Origin of the sequence: Massilia agri, from assembly GCF_024753255.1 — a bacterium.
GTDB classification, from domain to species: domain Bacteria; phylum Pseudomonadota; class Gammaproteobacteria; order Burkholderiales; family Burkholderiaceae_D; genus Telluria; species Telluria agri.
In genome coordinates this window covers 89,080-105,958 of the sequence record NZ_JANUHA010000010.1, presented here as the reverse complement: position 1 = coordinate 105,958, position 16,879 = coordinate 89,080, and the positions used below count along the sequence as shown (strand labels likewise).

Here is a 16,879-nt window from a genome sequence, read left to right as displayed (position 1 = left end):
CTGTGAAAGTCCGCGTATTTATTCCCTGATGTTTTCTATACACTGCGCAGCCATGACACCTCGACGCAAACTCCAAACCGCCAACGCACTCATGTTGGCCGGCATCGCCGCCCCGCTGATCGGCCTCTTCTGGATGGTGGCCAGCTACTCGCCCGGCGCCAATGCCACCACCCACGTCGGCGACGCCCTGCTCAAGCTCGGCATGGTTTACATGGTCGCGCTGGCCGTGGCCTGCGCCAGCGCCGTCTGGTCCTTCGTCGTCCAGAGACGCAACGCCGGCGTGCACGTCACGGGCGGCACGCTGCTGCGGATCCTGGTGCTGATTGGCCTCATCGGCCCCTTCGTCATCGGCAACGTCTAGACCGCCGCCCGCTGCGCCGCCCGGCATCCCCACCAGGCGGCTTCCTCGAATACCGACAGGCCGGACAGGTCGGCGTGCGCGAACAGGATCGGCCCGGTCGACTCGCGCAGTGCCGCGAGGCCCGCATTGCCGCGAAATCCCGGCCGCGGCACCGCCATCGCATGCGCGCGCAGCGTGATGTCGACCCGTTCGACGCAGGGTGCGAGCGCCCAGCCGTAGGCCTCCTTCAGATCGCTGCTTGCGAGCTCGAGCAGCTCGGCGCCGCTGGCGCCCTGCATCCAGCGCCGCGCCTGGGCCGGCGTGTGCTGCGACAGCGCCGTGTAGGCTGTGAAGACGGTCTTTTCGGGCGGACGCGAACGGATGTCCTGGTGGGTCGAGACGACGTAGCCCAGCCCCCTGCCCTGATACACCACGTTGTCCCAGGCTAGAACCGCTTCGGGCAGCTCGCGCGGGAAGTCGCGCATCAGGAAGTTCGACACCATCCAGGGCGCGTATTCCGGCAGATGGCGGCGCGGATCGAAGCCGTAGCGCTCGATGCCCTCGACCACACGGCTGGCGACGAACAGCGGCATGGCCACGATCGCGCGGCGCGCCCGCACCAGGAAGGTCTGCGGCCTGCCCTCTTGCAGCGTGAAGCACAGCGCCTCGATGCTGCCGTCCACCTCGCGGACCGAGGCCGCCGTTCCCTTGCGCCTGCGCGCCCCTGCCCTGCCTGCCAACGCCTCGGCCAGCGGCGACAGGCCGCCCGGCCAGGTCAGGAGCGCGTTCTCGCCGGCGTTGGCGGCCTGGCCCCAGCGCCCGGCAAAGTAGTGAATGCCGGCCCAGGCCGAGACGCGGTCCAGGCCCGCGCCATAATCGTCGCGGCAGCAGTAGTCGAGGTACCAGCGCAATGTCGACGAACGGTAGCCCTGGTCGCCCAGCCACTGGGCGAAGCTGATCCGGTCCAGCAGCGCGTAGGCCGGGTCGTTCGAGGACAGCGCCAGCGGGAAGACGAAGGCGCGTCGGCCGTCCTTGCCGCGCGCGTGGCGCAGGCGGGCCATCTCATCGAAGAACAGCTTGTGCTGGGCCGCATCGTCGGCGTCAACCGGCACCAGGCCCTCATGCCACTCCCCGTTACGCAGCAGGCGCTCCTCCGGGCCGTGCAGGATGAAGCGTTCGTCGTAATAGGGCTTCTCGCCTTCCGGGTCGCGCAGCAGGATGCCGAGGTCCGCCAGCATCGCGCGCACATGGGTCGATTCCGGCCCCGGTAACGGCAGGTAGTGGGCGCCGGTCGGGCAAGCCAGCTCGCCGTAGCGACTGCCGGCCGCGTTGCCGAAGGCTTCCGGGCCGTCCAGCAGCAGGTAGTCCTCGTGCCCCAGCCGGCCGAGCTGCCAGGCGGCGCTGAGGCCGCCGATGCCGGAGCCGAGGATCACGACGTCGGTGTCGACCACCTTCGCCGGCGGTGGCAGCGCGCCGCGGCCGCGCAGGAAGTGGCCCTCCAGGCGACCCGGGTAATGAACTTCGGGCGTGAGCTCCTGCCAGCGATGGAAGCCGACGCTTGTCGCCAGCCCCGCCGCGCCCGCGCCAAGCGCCGACAGGACGAAGGAACGCCGGTCCATCAGCGGATCACCTGGCGCCAGTCATCCTCGAATTCGCGCACCAGGGACTGGCTGTCGAGCCGGTTCGGCGCCATCTGGCGGCGCACCATGTCGGGCGGGAAGGCGAACATGGCGCGCGTGGTTTCCGCATCCAGGAAGCGCATCGGCAGGCGGTAGCTGGTCGGCGGCACGTAGCGTCCCTGGGGCGAGGCCATGATGAAGCCCCACTCGCCGAAGGAGGGAACGTAGAGGTGATAGGGCCAGGTCTGCAGGCCGACCTCGCGCAGGGTCGCCTCGATGGTCCAGTAGGCGTTCGGCGCAAAGTATGGCGAGGTCGATTGGACGGCGATCAGGCCATTGGCCGCCACGTGCTTGCGCAGCTGGCCGTAGAAGGGCACCGAATACAGCTTGCCGAGGGCGAAGCTGGAGGGGTCGGGGAAGTCGACGATGACGAGGTCGTACATTCCGGCTTCTTTCTGCAGCCAGATGGCGGCGTCCGCATTCACGACCTTCACGCGCTTGTCGTGGAGGGCGTTGGCGTTGAGTTTCACCAGCTCGGGACGGGTGGCGAAGGCTTGCGTCATCGCCGGGTCGAGGTCGACCAGGGTCACCTCTTCCACATGCGGGTAGCGCAGCACTTCGCGCAGGGCCAGGCCGTCGCCGCCACCCAGCACCAGCACGCGCTTCGCCCAGGGCAGGGTCTGGAGCGCCGGATGCACCAGGGCCTCGTGGTAGCGGTATTCGTCGCGCGAGGAGAACTGCAGGTTGCCGTTGATGTAGAGGCGCAGGTCGTCCTTCCAGCGCGTGATCACGAGGCGCTGGTAGGGCGTGGTGGTCGAGTACACGACTTCGTCGCCGAACAGGCCATGCTCGCCCCACTCCACCATCTTGTCGGAGAATCCGAAGCCCAGCACCAGCGCGAACAGCACCACGCCCGCGCGGATCGACTTGGCCTGCAGATCCGCCAGCTCGGCGCGGAACACGTAGAGGGTCCACAGCGCCACGCCGACATTGAGCATCCCGAACAGGAAACCCGTGCGCACCAGGCCCAGGTGCGGCGCCAGCACCAGGGGGAACAGCAGCGAGACGGCCAGCGCGCCGAGGTAGTCGAAGGTGAGCACGCGGCTGACGATCTCGGCGAACTCGGTGCGGCGCTCGTTCAGCGCGCGCATCACCAGCGGCACTTCCATGCCGACCATGGCGCCGATCAGGAAGACGGTCACGTAGAGCACCGTGCGGAAAGGCGCCCCCATCCAGGTGAAGGTCATGAAGAGCATCGCGGCGGACAGGCCGCCGATCAGGCCAACCGCCAGCTCGATGTCGATGAAGCGCGACAGCACGTCCTCGTCGCGCACATACTTCGAGAAGTGCGCCCCGACGCCCATGGCGAACAGGTAGCAGCCGATGATGGTGGAGAACTGGAGGACGGAATCGCCCAGCAGGTAGCTGGACAGGGCGCCGGCGATGAGTTCGTAGGCCAGGCCGCAGGAAGCGACGACGAATACCGAGAGTATAAGAATTCTTTTGGTCATGGAACAACTTTTGTCTTAAGATCGCTGCTGCAATCCCGTCACCTTTTCTTTGGAGAATGTTGTGCCCGCCATCCTAAACTATGTGCTGCATCTTGCGACGGCAATCGCGCTGGTTCTGGCATTTTTTGTGGTGTACACGCGGGTCACGCCCTACGACGAAGTGCTGCTCATCCGCCAGGGGAACTGCGCCGCCGCGGTCTCGCTGGGCGGCACGCTGCTGGGCTTCTCGGTGACGATCGCTTCGGCGCTGATGCACACCAGCGACTACTACGAATTCTGCGGATGGGCCGCGCTGGCCATGCTGATCCAGGTGCTCGTCTTCGTGGTCGCCACGCGTCTGCTGCGCATGTCCAAGGACCAGATCGAGCACAACAACATCGGCTTCGGCATCCTGCTCGGTTCGATCTCCCTGTCGATCGGCCTGGTCAACGCCGGCAGCATCTCCTGACACCACAAGTTACCCGTCACGCATAAAGAGGAACCATCATGTCTCTCGGCTCATTCATCAAGAAGCAGTTTCTCGACGTCCTGCAATGGAACGAGGAAGGCGAAGGCGTGCTGGCCTGGCGCCACCCGATGGAAGACTACGAAATCCAGAACGGCGCCACCCTCGTGGTGCGCGAATCGCAGGTCGCCGTGTTCGTGGACGAAGGCCGCATCGCCGACGTGTTCGGCCCGGGCACCCACCGCCTGACCACCTCCACCCTGCCGGTGCTGACCAACCTGAAGAACTGGGACAAGCTGTTCGCCTCGCCCTTCAAGTCCGACGTGTACTTCTTCTCTACGCGCGTGCAGACCGGCCGCAAGTGGGGCACGCCGCAGCCGGTGACGATCCGCGACAAGGACTTCGACATGATCCGCGTGCGCGCCTTCGGCATGTATTCCTACCGCATCGCCGACCCACGCCTGTTCTTCACCGAGATCAGCGGCACCCGCGCCGCCTATACCCGCGAGGAAGTCGAAGACCAGCTGCGCGGCCTGATGCTGGCCACCATGGCCAACTCGCTCGGTTCGTCGAAGATCGCCTTCCTCGACATGGCCGCCAACCAGACCCTGATGGCGCAGCAGATCCGCGGCGACCTGGCCGCCGCGTTTGCGCGCTACGGCGTCGGCCTCGACGAATTCAACGTCGCCAGCGTCAGCCTGCCGGAAGAATTGCAGGCGGCCCTGGACGAGCGCATCTCGGCCGGCATGAAGGCCAGCCTCGGCGCCGACAAGATCGGCGGCTTCACCCAGTTCCAGGTGGCGAGCAGCATTCCGCTGGCCGCCCAGAACGAAGGCGGCATCGCCGGCATCGGCGCCGGCGCCGGCGCGGGCATCGCGATCGGCCAGGCCATGGCGCAGGGCATGCAGGGCGCATTCGCACCACCGCAGCCGCCTGCCGTGCCGGCTGCCAGCGAGTCGATCGAGGACCGCCTCGCCAAACTGAAAGGCCTGCTGGACAAAGGCTTGATCTCCCAGGGCGATTACGACAGCACCAAGGCCGAGCTCCTGAAAAAACTGATCGGCTGATGCAGAACGTTTCCTGTCCTTCCTGCGGCGCGCCGATCGCTTTCCGCTCGCACGCCTCCGTGATGGCGGTGTGCGAGTACTGCCGCGCGACCGTGGTCAAGGAGCTCGATACCGTGCGCGACCTCGGCAAGAGGTCCGAGGTGCTGGAGGATTACTCGCGCATCCAGGTCGGCACCGCGGGCGTGCACGGCGGGCGCAGCTTCACCGTGGTCGGCCGCATCCAGCTGCGTTACGAAGCCGGCATGTGGAACGAGTGGTACGTGCTGTTCGACGACGGCGCGGACGGCTGGCTGGGCGATGCTTCCGGCCAGTACACCATGACCACAAGGCGCGAGGCGGCGGCCAATCCGCCGGCTTTCGGCGATATCAAGGTCACGCGCCAGTACGACATCGGCTTCGGTCCCTATGTGGCTTCCGACAAGCGCGTCGCGAAGTGCACGGGCGGCCAGGGCGAGCTGCCCTTCAAGGTGGGACCGGGCTGGGAAGCGCGCGTGGCCGACTTCCGGCGCGGGCCGGGCTTCGCCACCCTCGACTATTCCGACGGCACGCCGCCCCTGCTCTATGCCGGCACCGCCGTGACGCTCGAAGGAATGAAATGCCAGCTGCTGCGCGACGACGAGCAGATCAAGCTCAGTGCGGGCAAGTACCGCGGCCGGGTCGACGTGCTGCAGTGTCCGTCCTGCGGGTCCTCGATCCGCTATGTGCCCGGCCTGGCAAGCAACTGCGTCTGCCCCAACTGCGCGACGCCGGTCGACGCTTCCTCGCCCAAGGTCGAGGTGCTGCTCAAGGGCGAGCAGAACGAGCGCGTGAGCTACACCCTGTCGCTCGGCGCCACGGCGAAGATCGGCGGCCTGGATTACCGGGTGCTGGGCGCCATGCGGCGCGAGGACAACGAGGGCGAATCCTGGGACGAGTACCTGCTGTACTCGACCCAGGGGCCCTTTATCTGGCTGGTGGAAACCGGCGAAGGCTGGTCGCGCTCCCAGGTGCTGCACGACTGGCCGACGCCGCCGCTGCCGGCCATGCACACCGTCCTGGTGGACAATGTGCCTTATGAGCGCAGCTGGGTCTACCAGGCGCGCGTGGTGCACGTGGCCGGCGCCTTCAACTGGCGCGTCAAGGCCGGCGACATGGTCCACGTGGCCGAATACGAGCATGGCCAGAACGGCCTGGCGGCCGAGCACACCAACGAGGAACTGAGTTGGTCGCGCTCCTCGCCAGTGGCGGAGGACCAGGTGCGCGCCTGGTTCCAGCTGGCCCGTCCCGCCGCCGGCAAGGCTGCGGCGAAGCGGGAACTGGGCCAGAGCGACATCGCCTGGCGCGCCCTGCTGTGGATCCTGGGCCTGAACTTCATCCCGCTGCTCTTCAACTTCTTCGGAACCGTGTTCTGGATGGTGCTCGGCGTGCTTGCCCTGTTCCTGCCGACGATGCTGTTCCGGCCCAAGAAATGACGTCCGCATGAACCGCAATTTTCTCTTCTACGCCGTGGTGGTGACCCTGGTGACCACCATCGTCTGCTGGGTCAGCATGGCCTCCAGCGCCCGCAGCGGCGGCGGCAACAGCTGGCGCAGCCACAGCTATGGCGGCGGCGGCGGGGGCTATTCGGGCGGCGGCCACAAGTGAGTACCGAACACCGCCCCGCCGGCATCCATTTGCTGGCCGACCTGGCCGGCGTCAAAGCCGCCCTGCTCGTGGATCCGGATGCGATCGACGCGCTGCTGCGTACGGCCGCCGTGGCGGCGGGCGCACGCATCCTGCACAGCCACTTCCACACCTTCGGCAGAGGCATGGGCGTGACCGGCGTGCTGCTGCTGGCCGAGTCGCACATCTCGATCCACACCTGGCCGGAACACGGCTTCGCGGCGGCCGACATCTTCATGTGCGGCGACGCGCAGCCGCAGCTGGCCCTGGACGTGATCGATGCGGCCCTCAGGCCGGCCACGCGTTCGGTACAGACCATCGCGCGCGGGCAGCTATAATCCGGGCTCGTTCGACTATCCCCAGCAGGCTCAGTATGACGCAATCCGCTTCTCCCCTGCCGAAGGCGCTCGGCCACATCCGCGTGCTCGACCTCTCGCGTGTGCTCGCCGGCCCCTGGTGCTCGCAGAACCTGGCCGACCTCGGCGCCGACGTGATCAAGATCGAACGGCCCGGCAACGGCGACGACACCCGCGCCTGGGGGCCGCCCTACGCGAAAGACGCGGACGGGAACGACACCAGCGAAGCGGCCTATTACCTGTCCGCCAACCGCGGCAAGCGTTCGGTCACCGTGGACATCGCCAGCAGCGAAGGCCAGGCCCTGCTGCGCGAGCTGGTGAAGCATTGCGACGTGGTGCTGGAAAACTTCAAGGTCGGCCACCTGAAGCGCTACGGCCTCGATTACGAGACCCTGAAAGCGATCAAGCCGGACCTGGTCTACTGCTCGATCACCGGCTTCGGCCAGGATGGCCCCTATGCCCACCGCGCCGGCTACGACTTCCTGGTCCAGGGCATGGGCGGCCTGATGTCGGTCACCGGCGAACGCGACGACCTGCCCGGCGGCGGCCCCCAGAAGGCCGGCGTGGCCCTCACCGACCTGATGACCGGCATGTACGCGACCGTGGCCGTGCTGGCCGCGCTGACCCACCGCGACCGCACCGGCGAAGGCCAGCACATCGACATGGCCCTGCTCGACACCCAGGTGGCGATGCTGGCGAACATGGGCAGCAACTACCTCAACAGCGGCAAGCCGCCCAAGCGCTGGGGCAATGCGCACGCCAATATCGTGCCCTACCAGACCTTCGCCTGCGCGGACGGCCACATCATCGTCGCCACCGGCAACGACGGGCAGTACCAGAAATTCGTCGAGGCGGGCGGGCGGCCGGAGCTCGGCCTGGACGAGCGCTTCGCCACCAATCCGCTGCGCGTGAAGAACCGCGACATCCTCGTGCCGATCCTCGCGGAGATGGTGAAGCAAAAACGGCGCGACGAATGGATCGCCCTGCTGGAATCGGTCGGCGTGCCCTGCGGGCCGATCAACGATATTGGCGAGGTGTTCGCCAACGAGCAGGTGCGGGCGCGCGAGGTGGCGATCGAGCTGCCGCACCCGAAGGCGGGCAAGGTCAAGCTGGTGCGCAATCCGATCCGGATGTCGGCCCTGCCTGCGACCAGCGACAAGGCGCCGCCCCTGCTGGGGCAGCATACCGACGAGGTGCTGCGCGATGTGCTGGGCCGCAGCGACGCTGAAATCGCCGCCCTTCGAGACAAAGGGGTACTGTAGGGTGGGCGATCCCTCGCCCACGCGTTCAAACAGTGCGTGAATAGCACACGCCATATCCGTTCACACGGGAGTTGAACGCGCGGACGGCAGAGCCGTCCACCCTACTGGTTAGTGAAGCTGGTGCTTCAAATCCGACAGCACATCATGCACCCGCGTCACCACCGAAGCGACCTGCGGCGATGGCTGCTGGCTGCGGCACATCCGCTTGGCCTCGTCACCCATCTCTTCCAGGCGGTCGATGCAGTCGATGATCTGCGACTGGTCGTTCGACTGCATCACGCGCTGGGCTTGCGGCATTTCGTGGGCGATCTTCTGGATGCAATCGCGGATTTCGCTGGGCGCACCCTGGTCATTGCGGGTAACTTCCTCAGCCTGGTTGATGGTCTGCTGGATCTGGCTGAAGCGTTGCTGGATTTCGGCAGGCTGCAACATGATGACCTCCTGAAAGTAATGCGGCGGATCCGCCGGAGTCATTCACTTTAGTCTTCCTGCCAACGATATCAAGTCCCGCTTTCCACCCGTGCGAGGGTCAAGGCCTGTTCACCCTTCCGGCTGGACGCGTTCCCCGGAAGACTGTATAAAGTTGCAACGAATAAACAGCAAGGGAACCCCATGAAACGCGCGCACCGCCTGCCATCCACGATCGTCCTTTCCATGGCCGCGCTGGCCTGCAGCTCCGCCGGCGCCCAGGCCGCCGACGTCATCATCACCGCCGAGCGCCTGCTCGACGTGCGCACCGGCCGCATGGTCCAGCGCCCGGAGATCCTGGTCCGCGACGGCAAGGTGGTGAGCATCAGGCCCGATGCCGGCGCGCCGCAGGCCGCGGGCGGCGCCACCCGCATCGACCTGCCCGGCATGACCCTGCTCCCGGGCCTGATCGACATGCACGTGCACCTCGACTCCGACCCGACCTACGGCGGCTACAGCTACCTCGAATACAACGAGCGCTTCTGGTCTGCGCTCGCCGTCGCGCACGCGGGCCGCACCCTGGACGCGGGCTTCACGACGGTGCGCAACGTCGGCGCCTCGGACTGGAACGACGTGGGCCTGAGCCAGGCCATCGCGGCCGGCAAGGTACGGGGGCCGCGCATCATCCCCGCGGCCTGGTCCTTCGGCGCCACCGGCGGCCACTGCGACAGCACCTACTTCCCGCCGTCGATGGAAGAGAAGAACCCCTATAACGCCGACGGCCCCGACGAGGTGCGCAAGTCGGTGCGCGCGCTGCGCAAGTATGGCGCCCAGGTGATCAAGGTCTGCGCCACCGGCGGCGTCTTCTCGCGCAATACCGAACCGGGCCAGCAGCAGATGAACTACGGCGAACTGCGCGCGGCCGTCGAGGAAGCGGGCCAGTGGGGCCTGAAGGTCGCGGCGCACGCCCACGGCGCGGCCGGCATCAAGGATGCGATCCGCGCCGGCGTCACCACCATCGAACATGCGAGCCTGATCGACGACGAAGGCATCCAGCTGGCGAAGAAGCACGGCGCCTGGCTGTCGATGGACATCTACAACGGCGACTACACGGCGGCCGAGGGCAAGAAGAACGGCGTATTGGAAGATAACCTGCGCAAGGACCGCGAAGTCACCGAGATCCAGCGCCAGAACTTCAAAAAGGCCCACGCGGCCGGCGTGAAGATGGTGTTCGGCACCGACGCCGGCATCTACCCGCACGGTGACAACGGCAAACAGTTCGCGCTGATGGTGAAGTACGGGATGACGCCGCTGCAGGCGATCCAGGCTGCCACCGTCAACGCCGCGGAAGCGCTCGGCCGTCTCGATGTCGGCGTGGTCGAAGCGGGACGCGTGGCCGACCTGGTGGCGGTCGGCGGCGACCCGCTGCGGGATGTGCGCGTGCTCGAAACCCCTGCGGTGGTGATCCAGGGCGGCGCAGTCGTCAAGCGCGCCGCCCCGTGATCGCTCAGTCGCGCGTCAAGCGCCACAGCTCGTAGCGCTCCTCGCCGGGTTTGACCTGGCCGGCGAAGTGCCGGTTGAGGTGGCTGGCCGTGAAGACGACGTCGCCATCCGGTCCGATCGTGGCGGTATCGGACGACGTGCCGGGCGTGGTCTCGCTGGCCGGGGTCGGGATCGCCCAGAGCGACGACTTCATCGTGCGCGAGCAGCTGGCGAGCGGGCGGCTGGTCGAGCTGCTGCCGCAGCTGCGCGGCCGCACCCGCCCCTTCTCGATCCTGTATGCGCCGCACCGGCGCCAGTCAGGCGCGACGCGGGCGATGATCGCACTGCTCACGGCGACGTGAGAAGCGCGATATCAGCGCATCCGCTTCCAGGTCTGCCCGTCGTCCTCCGAGCCCCACACCGAGCCGTAGGGCGTGGCCGCGTAGACAGCCTTGCGGTCGCGTGAATAGAACATGCTGGTGATCGGGAAGTTCAGGTCCATCGACGGCGTCCAGGTCTTGCCACCATCCACAGTGCGGACCAGCTTGGCGCTCGAGAACACCGCCCCTTCGAAGGCGACGCCATGCTGGCGGTCGCGGAACACGGGCTGCTGGATCCAGCGGCTGAGCGTGGCCGGGTTCCAGGTCTTCCCCATGTCGCTGCTTTCCCATGGATTGACCGCGATGCCGCGCACGCACCTGCAGCGCAGGACCTTGTCTTCCGATGCCGAGATGATCTGCACGCCGCCCGGCAGTTCGCGCTCTTCGGCGGTTCCGGCAGCGAGGTCGTTGACGACCATCTTGCGCGCCGGGATGGTCGTGACCAGGTAGTCGTCCATCAGGAGCGAGCGCGGACGCACGCCCGGGATGTCCCAGAACACGCTCACGTCGGTCTGGTAGCGCCCCAGCTGGCGCCAGTCGGCCGATCCGACGGGCGCGGAAAACACCAGCACCTGTTCCTTGCTGAGCATCGTGAGCAGGACCTTGCCCTTCCATTCGTGCAGGTCGAGGACCAGGCCGAGCGGCAGCTTGCCGCGGATCGAACGCCAGCTCCTGCCCTGATCATCGGACTGCATGAGCAGCGACAGCTCGCCGCCGGCCAGCCAGGCGCCGCCCGCCGTCACCAGCACCGCTTCAACCGAACGGTTGGTGCCGAGGTCGAACTGGCCTTCGCGCTCCTGTCCCGGCTTCCAGCTGCCGAGCGCGCCGTTGGCGGTGCCGAAGATGACCTGTCCACCTGCGACTTCGTTCGGCTGGACGAAACCGTGGCTGGCCAGCTTGGCGTACGTGGCGAGCTCCGGCATCAGCTTCGGCACGCTGTCCTCGCGCCAGCCGAGTTTCGGCTTGCCCAGCATGGGCGTGAGCGCCGGCGCCGTCTCGCGCACCAGCTCATCCACCAGGGCCTGGTCGTCGGAAGCGACGTGGGCCAGCAGCACGCTGCGTTCGCGCGGACTCGGCGTCTGGACGATCACGCCCAGGTCGGTCAGGCGCTGCGGCTGGACCTCGAAGCGGCTGAATTTCTCGCCGACGGTGATGTTGGCGCTGATGCAGATCGCGCCACAGGACTGGCTCGAGAACCTGACGAAGCGGTAGCGCCCCGGAGGCAGCGCGCCGACATAGGTCGCGCTGCGCGACGAGGCGAGCAGGTCGGGCCTGATCGCGAACTGGGGCCCGCGCTCGGCGCCGCCCTCCTGTTCGACGATCAGTTCGTGCCAGTTCTTCATGAACTGGCTGGCCGACTCGGTATTCGGGAGGAAGCGCACGATAACTGCGCCTTCGTCCGGTCCCTTGGGGACCGGCAGGCGCGTTTCGGGCATGGAGGCGCAGCCACTGATGAACAGGGCGGCCAGGAGGGCGAGGATGAAGCGGTAGGGTGAAGTCACGATGATCGACAGCCTGGAGAGTAAATACGGACCCGCGATGCTATCCATCGGGCAACTGCTTGTCCAAGCTTTTCGATGATTTTTTGAAATCAACGACATTCCAACAACACATCACTTTCACCTTCCTGCTCCACCAATGCAAGCCGCATGAAATGCACGACCTTCATTGACAGCGGCAGGCAGCTTGCTACTATATCGCCAATCGATATGTCGTAACTCGATATACCGAGTCACGCTATAAACCAGGGAGCCGGTTTGGACATCAACTACACGAAATACCTGCCGCTGTCGGAAGCCACCTATTACGTGCTGGCGGCGCTCCAGGAACCGCTGCATGGCTACGCGCTGATGCAGAAGGTCGAGGCCATGAGCGAGGGCCATGTGGTCATCGGGCCGGGCACGCTCTACGGCGCCTTCTCGGCGCTGGAGAAACAGGGCCTGATCGAGAAGGTCAGCGAAGTCGAGCGCCGCAAGATCTACGGCCTGACCGGGATGGGAAGGCAGGTACTGGCCGAGCAGGTACGCCGGCTGGCCATCATGGTGCGCAACGGGCAGTTCGCACTTTCACATGTCAAAGAGGGAGAAGCGGCGTGAGCGGAACGGTAAGCACATTCAAGCTATTCTTTGCCCACCAGGACGAGGAGCAGGAAGCCTGGCTGCGCTCGATGGCGCAGCAGGGCCTGCACCTGATCAAGGTGAACCCGTTCTGCTTCTGGACCTTCCGCCGCGGCGAGCCGGCCGATGTCGTCTATCGCGTCGACTTTCCCCGCAACAGCCAGGACCCGGACTTCGCCCAGCTCATGCAGGATGCCGGCTGGACCCTGGCCGCGAAAACGGTCGGCTGGCACTACTGGCGCACCGAGGCCGTGCGCGGCGCGGCGCCGGAACTGTTCAGCGACACCGAATCGAAGCTCAGGAATTTCAGGCACCGCCTCGGCATCTTCGTCGCCTGCGCCATGCCGCTCTTCGTCATGTTCGTGGTGACGGACAAGCAGCGGGCGCTCGAGCAGCTGTCCCTGCCCTTCCTGCTGCCGCTCGTCGCGGCGCTGCTGCTCTGGGTGCTCGTCATGCCCTACACCATCGTGCAGCTGATGCTGAAGATCCGCAAGCTGGGCAACCCGCTGCCGGGCTGAGAGCGGGTCATGGGACCGTCGCTGCGGCCGGCTTCAACTGCCGCAGCCGCAGCGCGATCGCCAGCCCAAGGCCGAGCAGTGCGCCCAAGGCGGCGACCACACCCGGCCAGCCCCAGTGCTCCCACACATAGCCGGTGAACCAGCCCACCACGCTCGAACCCAGGTAATAGCAGAACAGGTAGATCCCGGACGCCAGCGCCTGCGGCGCTTTCGCCCGCCTTCCAACCCAGCTGCTGGTCACCGAATGCGAGGCGAAGAAGCCGAAGGTCGCGAGCCCGACGCCGAGCACCACCGCCGCCACCGAATCGTGCAGCGTCACGAGCAGCCCGGCGATCATCACGCCCATGAACAGCCATAGCACATTACGCCGTCCCAGCCGGTCGGCCAGCTTCCCGGCCCACACGGAGCTGAACATCCCCAGCAGGTAGAGCAGCGACACCGCCCCCACCGCGCTCTGGGACAGGCCAAAGGGCGGCGCGAGCAGGCGGTAGCTGATGTAGTTGTAGAGACTGACGAAGCAGCCCATCAAGAGAAAAGGCAGCACGAACAGCCAGGGCAGCCCTTCATCCTCCAGGTGCCGGCGCAGGCCCTCGACGAAGCCCGGCCCCCTCGCCTGCTTGAGGCCCGCATGGCGCGAGGCCGGCAGGCTGCGCGAAAACTCCCAGGCCGCATACAGCCCGGCCGCGCCGAGCAGCCCGACCGCGATGCGCCAGGAGACGAAGTCGCTGATCACCGAGGACAGCACGCGCCCGCTCATGCCGCCAAACGCCGAGCCGCTGATGTACATGCCCATGGCCTGGCCGAGCGAGCTGCCTTCGATCTCGTCGCTCAGGTAAGCCATGGCCACCGCCGGCAGGCCGCCCAGTACCAGGCCGAGCAGCGCGCGCACGGCCACCAGCTGGGTGTAGTCGGTCGTGCATGCCGATAGCAGGGTGAGCAGTGCGCCGCCCGTCATCGAGGCGACCATCAGCTGCTTGCGCCCCAAACGTTCGGCCACGCTGCTTGATACCAGCAGCGCCACGGCCAGCGTCGCGGTGGACACCGACAGGGCCAGGCTCGATTGGGCGGGAGTGAGGTGGAAGTCCTGCGCCAGCAGCGGCATCAGCGGCTGGACGCAGTAGAGCAGCGCGAACACGGAAAAGCCGCCGAAGGCCATCGCGCGGTTGATGCGGCGGTATTCGCTGCTGCCCGCCACGATCGGTCCGCGCGCCGTACTCATACTCTCGGAATCAGGGCAGGTCCGGATCGAGCTCGGAACCGGCGTAGTTCTCCAGCTCGGTGAAGAGCTGCTTCATGGTCGCCTTCGTCTTCAGGTGCTGCAGCACCGTGCAGTGCTCCCGGTAGGTCGCGATGCGGTCCGCGATCACCGGCTGGTGCGCGCTAGGCACCTGCGCCATCAGCGACGCCCAGCCGGCCTCGAAGTCCGGATCGTTCTTGCGCACCGACTTCACGAAGCGTTCGAACTCCTTCTGCCCCGTGCGGGCCGTAACGCGGCCACCGCCTTCGACCGCGAAGATGATCGCCAGCGCGATCACGCCCTCGGCGTTCAGGTCCGGATCGTTGATCGGGCCCTCGTAGTGATGGCGGCGCAGCCACTGGGCCGCACGCACGATGGCCTGCACGCCCTGGCGCTGCTTGAGCTGGCCGAGATAGCGCTCGTAGCCGGACCAGGTCTCGCCCGGGTCGGCCGTGCACAGGTCGATGAACAGCTCCTTGAGGCGCCGCTGCGAATACACCGGATCGACGTCGTACTCGCCCACGAGCGTATCTTCGGGCAGCGCGGACAATTCCTTGACCAGGCGGAAGCCCTGCTGGAACACCAGTTCGGCGCCCTCCTCGATCAGGATGTCGAGCGCATCCAGGTCGTCGTCGGAATCGACCAGGTGCTCGAGGCCCAGCGAGACGCCACCGATGGTCAGGAGCTGGGCGCGCTGGATACCCTCCGCCGTACGGTCGTTGGTGAACTTCTCGGCCACCATGGCGGTGATGCCGGACAGCTCGTCGGCCAGCACCGCGGCCTCGTCGGGCGTGGCATCAAGGGACATCAGCTTGATGGCGCGCACCAGGCGCGGCAGCTTCTCGATGACGATTGCGGGCAGCATGGATCCTGGCGCCCCGCTCACGAGAAGATGTCCGTGCCCATGCTGCGGCGGGTGCCGCGGCGCGGCATGCTGCGCACCGAAGGCACCTGCTTGCGCAGGCGGTACAGCAGCTCGCGCGTGGAGCGCTGCATGAAGTCCGATTCCTCGTCCGGGTCGTCCGGCAGTTCGACGTCGGCCATCTCGGCGCTGTGGCGGAAGTCCGGGAACAGTTCGAGCAGCGAACGCTCCCAGCCGTCCTCGCTGGCCTTGGCCAGGTCGACGGCCAGCGGCGCGATGTCGCTGTCGCCGCTGGTCTGGGCGGTCACGTAGCGGCCCTTGGAGAGGATCTCGCCGGCCAGTTCCAGGATCTCGCGCGGGGCCAGCGACCACAGGATGGCGAACACGGTGGCGCCGTGGTCGGTGGCGGAGGCTTCCTGCAGCAGTTCGTGGCGGCGCTCTTCGTCGTCGGTGGCGTAGACGATGCCGTGCACGTGGTTGAACAGGTTCTCGGCGATGCGTTCGGGATCATCCTCGATCATGTTGTCGGGCCAGGTGGCGGCGATGTAGGCCAGGCTGTCGGCCCAGGCCTTGGGCGGCACCAGCAGGGTCGCGACCGAGGTCTTGGCGCCGTCGAAGCCCGACAGGTGCAGGGCCGTCACCTGCGGCGGCAGGGTCGACAGGACTTCGGCGACCGCATAGTCGCCATGCTCGTCGGCGGCGTGCGAGAACGCCTCTTCGGCGTGCTCGAGCGAGCCGGCCAGCACCAGTTCGCTGACCTGTTTCGTCAGCGCCGGCAGGTTGGCTTTATTCTCGTCACTCATTCGCGCTCTCCATCGGCATCGAACAGCTGCGTGAAGTCGTCGGTCGCGGCCGTGTCTTCCATATCGTCGTCGTCGCCTTCGTCGCCCTCGGCCAGGCGGTCGAGCGAGCGGTCTTCGTCGTCCCAGCGGCCCTGGTTCTTGAACAGGAAGGCCGTGATGATGGCCTGGCGCGCCAGTTCCGGATAGTTGGCCGTCATGGACTCGTACATGGCGGCGCCCTGCTCGCCCGTGCATTCGGCCATCGCGAACACGCGCGCGGGGTCGCTGCCTTCGTAGTCGGCCGCTTCGCGCAGCAGGCCCTTCGGGTCCTTGAACCTGATGCAGTCGACCAGGGCGAAGGCCATCAGGTTCACGTCGTCGAGGCCGGAACCGCTGGCGTACTCGGACACCAGGGCATTGACCATCATGTCGTAGTTCTTCTTGTTGGGCGGATCGCCCAGCGTGCCCTCGATCTGACCTTCCAGTTCACGCGACTGGAAGGAAAACTCGGGATGTACGTTTTTCATTGTGTGTCCTGTTGATTCGGGATGTGCTTCAAGGCTGCAGATTGACGCCATTCAGGGCGAACAGCGAGCGCCACAGCTCGAAGGCCTCGGCCTCGGCATCGAGCACGATGCGGTGGTTCACGCTCTGGTTGTACTCGGCCCGCTTGGCCGGGTCCGACAGCACCTCGTAGGCCTTTGTGACGGCCTTGAAGCGCGCTTCGGCGCCCGGCGCCTGGTTGCGGTCCGGGTGGTAGCGCATCGCGAGCGAGCGATAGACCTTCTTGATCTCGTCGTCGCTCGCATTCGGTGCGACGCCGAGGATCGCGTATAAATTTTCCACTTGGAA

At 66.6% G+C, this 16,879-nt stretch carries 20 protein-coding genes; 11 read left to right on the top strand and 9 right to left on the bottom strand.

The window, feature by feature from the left end; genetic code table 11:
- Positions 1-52 precede the first annotated feature (52 nt).
- Positions 53-361, top strand: a complete 309-nt coding sequence (locus NX780_RS15290; RefSeq protein WP_258828733.1) for a hypothetical protein — start codon at positions 53-55, stop codon at positions 359-361.
- Here the strand turns inward: NX780_RS15290 and NX780_RS15285 are convergent.
- Both NX780_RS15285 and NX780_RS15280 read right to left on the bottom strand, forming a co-directional pair.
- On the bottom strand, positions 358-1,959 hold the full coding sequence (locus NX780_RS15285) for an NAD(P)-binding protein (RefSeq protein ID WP_258828732.1): 1,602 nt from the start codon (positions 1,957-1,959) through the stop codon (positions 358-360). The genes NX780_RS15290 and NX780_RS15285 overlap by 4 nt on opposite strands.
- Positions 1,959-3,470, bottom strand: coding sequence for a polyamine aminopropyltransferase (locus NX780_RS15280; RefSeq protein ID WP_258828731.1), 1,512 nt, complete (start codon positions 3,468-3,470; stop codon positions 1,959-1,961). The genes NX780_RS15285 and NX780_RS15280 overlap by 1 nt, the downstream gene beginning before the upstream one ends.
- A gap of 61 nt (positions 3,471-3,531) precedes the next feature.
- Here NX780_RS15280 and NX780_RS15275 point away from each other — a divergent pair, with 61 nt between their 5' ends.
- From NX780_RS15275 to NX780_RS15250, 6 genes are read left to right on the top strand one after another with little or no spacing between them, the layout of a single operon-like run.
- Positions 3,532-3,918, top strand: coding sequence for a DUF350 domain-containing protein (locus tag NX780_RS15275; protein ID WP_258828730.1), 387 nt, complete (start codon positions 3,532-3,534; stop codon positions 3,916-3,918).
- A 38-nt stretch (positions 3,919-3,956) separates the two neighbouring features.
- On the top strand, positions 3,957-4,982 hold the full coding sequence (locus NX780_RS15270; RefSeq protein WP_258828729.1) for an SPFH domain-containing protein: 1,026 nt from the start codon (positions 3,957-3,959) through the stop codon (positions 4,980-4,982).
- On the top strand, positions 4,982-6,433 hold the full coding sequence (locus NX780_RS15265) for a DUF4178 domain-containing protein (protein WP_258828728.1): 1,452 nt from the start codon (positions 4,982-4,984) through the stop codon (positions 6,431-6,433). The genes NX780_RS15270 and NX780_RS15265 overlap by 1 nt, the downstream gene beginning before the upstream one ends.
- A gap of 7 nt (positions 6,434-6,440) precedes the next feature.
- Positions 6,441-6,605, top strand: coding sequence for a hypothetical protein (locus NX780_RS15260; RefSeq protein ID WP_258828727.1), 165 nt, complete (start codon positions 6,441-6,443; stop codon positions 6,603-6,605).
- Positions 6,602-6,961 (top strand): adenosylmethionine decarboxylase, encoded by a 360-nt coding sequence (gene speD / locus NX780_RS15255; RefSeq protein WP_258828726.1) that lies wholly within the window; start codon positions 6,602-6,604, stop codon positions 6,959-6,961. The genes NX780_RS15260 and speD overlap by 4 nt, the downstream gene beginning before the upstream one ends.
- A 35-nt stretch (positions 6,962-6,996) precedes the next feature.
- Positions 6,997-8,241: a CaiB/BaiF CoA transferase family protein gene (locus NX780_RS15250; protein ID WP_258828725.1), complete on the top strand. Its 1,245-nt coding sequence runs from the start codon at positions 6,997-6,999 to the stop codon at positions 8,239-8,241.
- Positions 8,242-8,349: 108 nt separating this feature from the next.
- Here NX780_RS15250 and NX780_RS15245 read toward each other — a convergent pair whose 3' ends face one another.
- Positions 8,350-8,673, bottom strand: a complete 324-nt coding sequence (locus NX780_RS15245; protein WP_258828724.1) for a hypothetical protein — start codon at positions 8,671-8,673, stop codon at positions 8,350-8,352.
- Between the two features lie 180 nt (positions 8,674-8,853).
- On the opposite strand from NX780_RS15245, the gene NX780_RS15240 reads away from it, so the two are divergent.
- Entirely contained in the window at positions 8,854-10,152 is a 1,299-nt protein-coding gene (locus NX780_RS15240) for a Xaa-Pro dipeptidase (RefSeq protein WP_307732871.1), read from the top strand.
- An 89-nt stretch (positions 10,153-10,241) separates the two neighbouring features.
- Positions 10,242-10,493, top strand: coding sequence for a LysR substrate-binding domain-containing protein (locus NX780_RS15235; RefSeq protein WP_370663615.1), 252 nt, complete (start codon positions 10,242-10,244; stop codon positions 10,491-10,493).
- Positions 10,494-10,504: 11 nt separating this feature from the next.
- Here NX780_RS15235 and NX780_RS15230 read toward each other — a convergent pair whose 3' ends face one another.
- Positions 10,505-12,061 carry a WD40/YVTN/BNR-like repeat-containing protein gene (locus NX780_RS15230; RefSeq protein ID WP_258828723.1) on the bottom strand — a complete coding sequence of 519 codons (1,557 nt, stop codon included), beginning with the start codon at positions 12,059-12,061 and terminating at the stop codon, positions 10,505-10,507.
- A gap of 207 nt (positions 12,062-12,268) precedes the next feature.
- Between NX780_RS15230 and NX780_RS15225 the strand changes: the two genes are divergently transcribed.
- Positions 12,269-12,607, top strand: a complete 339-nt coding sequence (locus NX780_RS15225; RefSeq protein WP_258828722.1) for a PadR family transcriptional regulator — start codon at positions 12,269-12,271, stop codon at positions 12,605-12,607.
- Positions 12,604-13,146: a DUF2812 domain-containing protein gene (locus NX780_RS15220; RefSeq protein ID WP_258828721.1), complete on the top strand. Its 543-nt coding sequence runs from the start codon at positions 12,604-12,606 to the stop codon at positions 13,144-13,146. Before NX780_RS15225 ends, NX780_RS15220 begins: the two co-directional genes overlap by 4 nt.
- Before the next feature lie 7 nt (positions 13,147-13,153).
- On the opposite strand, the gene NX780_RS15215 is transcribed toward NX780_RS15220, so the two are convergent.
- Genes NX780_RS15215 through NX780_RS15195 form a run of 5 tightly spaced genes read right to left on the bottom strand, consistent with a single transcriptional unit; the run spans position 13,154 to position 16,873 of the window.
- Positions 13,154-14,365 carry an MFS transporter gene (locus NX780_RS15215; RefSeq protein WP_258828720.1) on the bottom strand — a complete coding sequence of 404 codons (1,212 nt, stop codon included), beginning with the start codon at positions 14,363-14,365 and terminating at the stop codon, positions 13,154-13,156.
- Between the two features lie 10 nt (positions 14,366-14,375).
- Entirely contained in the window at positions 14,376-15,248 is an 873-nt protein-coding gene (locus tag NX780_RS15210) for a hypothetical protein (RefSeq protein WP_258828719.1), read from the bottom strand.
- Between the two features lie 17 nt (positions 15,249-15,265).
- Complete coding sequence (locus tag NX780_RS15205; RefSeq protein WP_258828718.1) at positions 15,266-16,048, bottom strand: hypothetical protein; 783 nt, start codon at positions 16,046-16,048, stop codon at positions 15,266-15,268.
- Positions 16,045-16,554, bottom strand: coding sequence for a hypothetical protein (locus NX780_RS15200; RefSeq protein WP_258828717.1), 510 nt, complete (start codon positions 16,552-16,554; stop codon positions 16,045-16,047). The genes NX780_RS15205 and NX780_RS15200 overlap by 4 nt, the downstream gene beginning before the upstream one ends.
- Positions 16,555-16,582: 28 nt before the next feature.
- Complete coding sequence (locus NX780_RS15195; protein WP_258828716.1) at positions 16,583-16,873, bottom strand: DnaJ domain-containing protein; 291 nt, start codon at positions 16,871-16,873, stop codon at positions 16,583-16,585.
- Between the last annotated feature and the right edge of the window lie 6 nt (positions 16,874-16,879).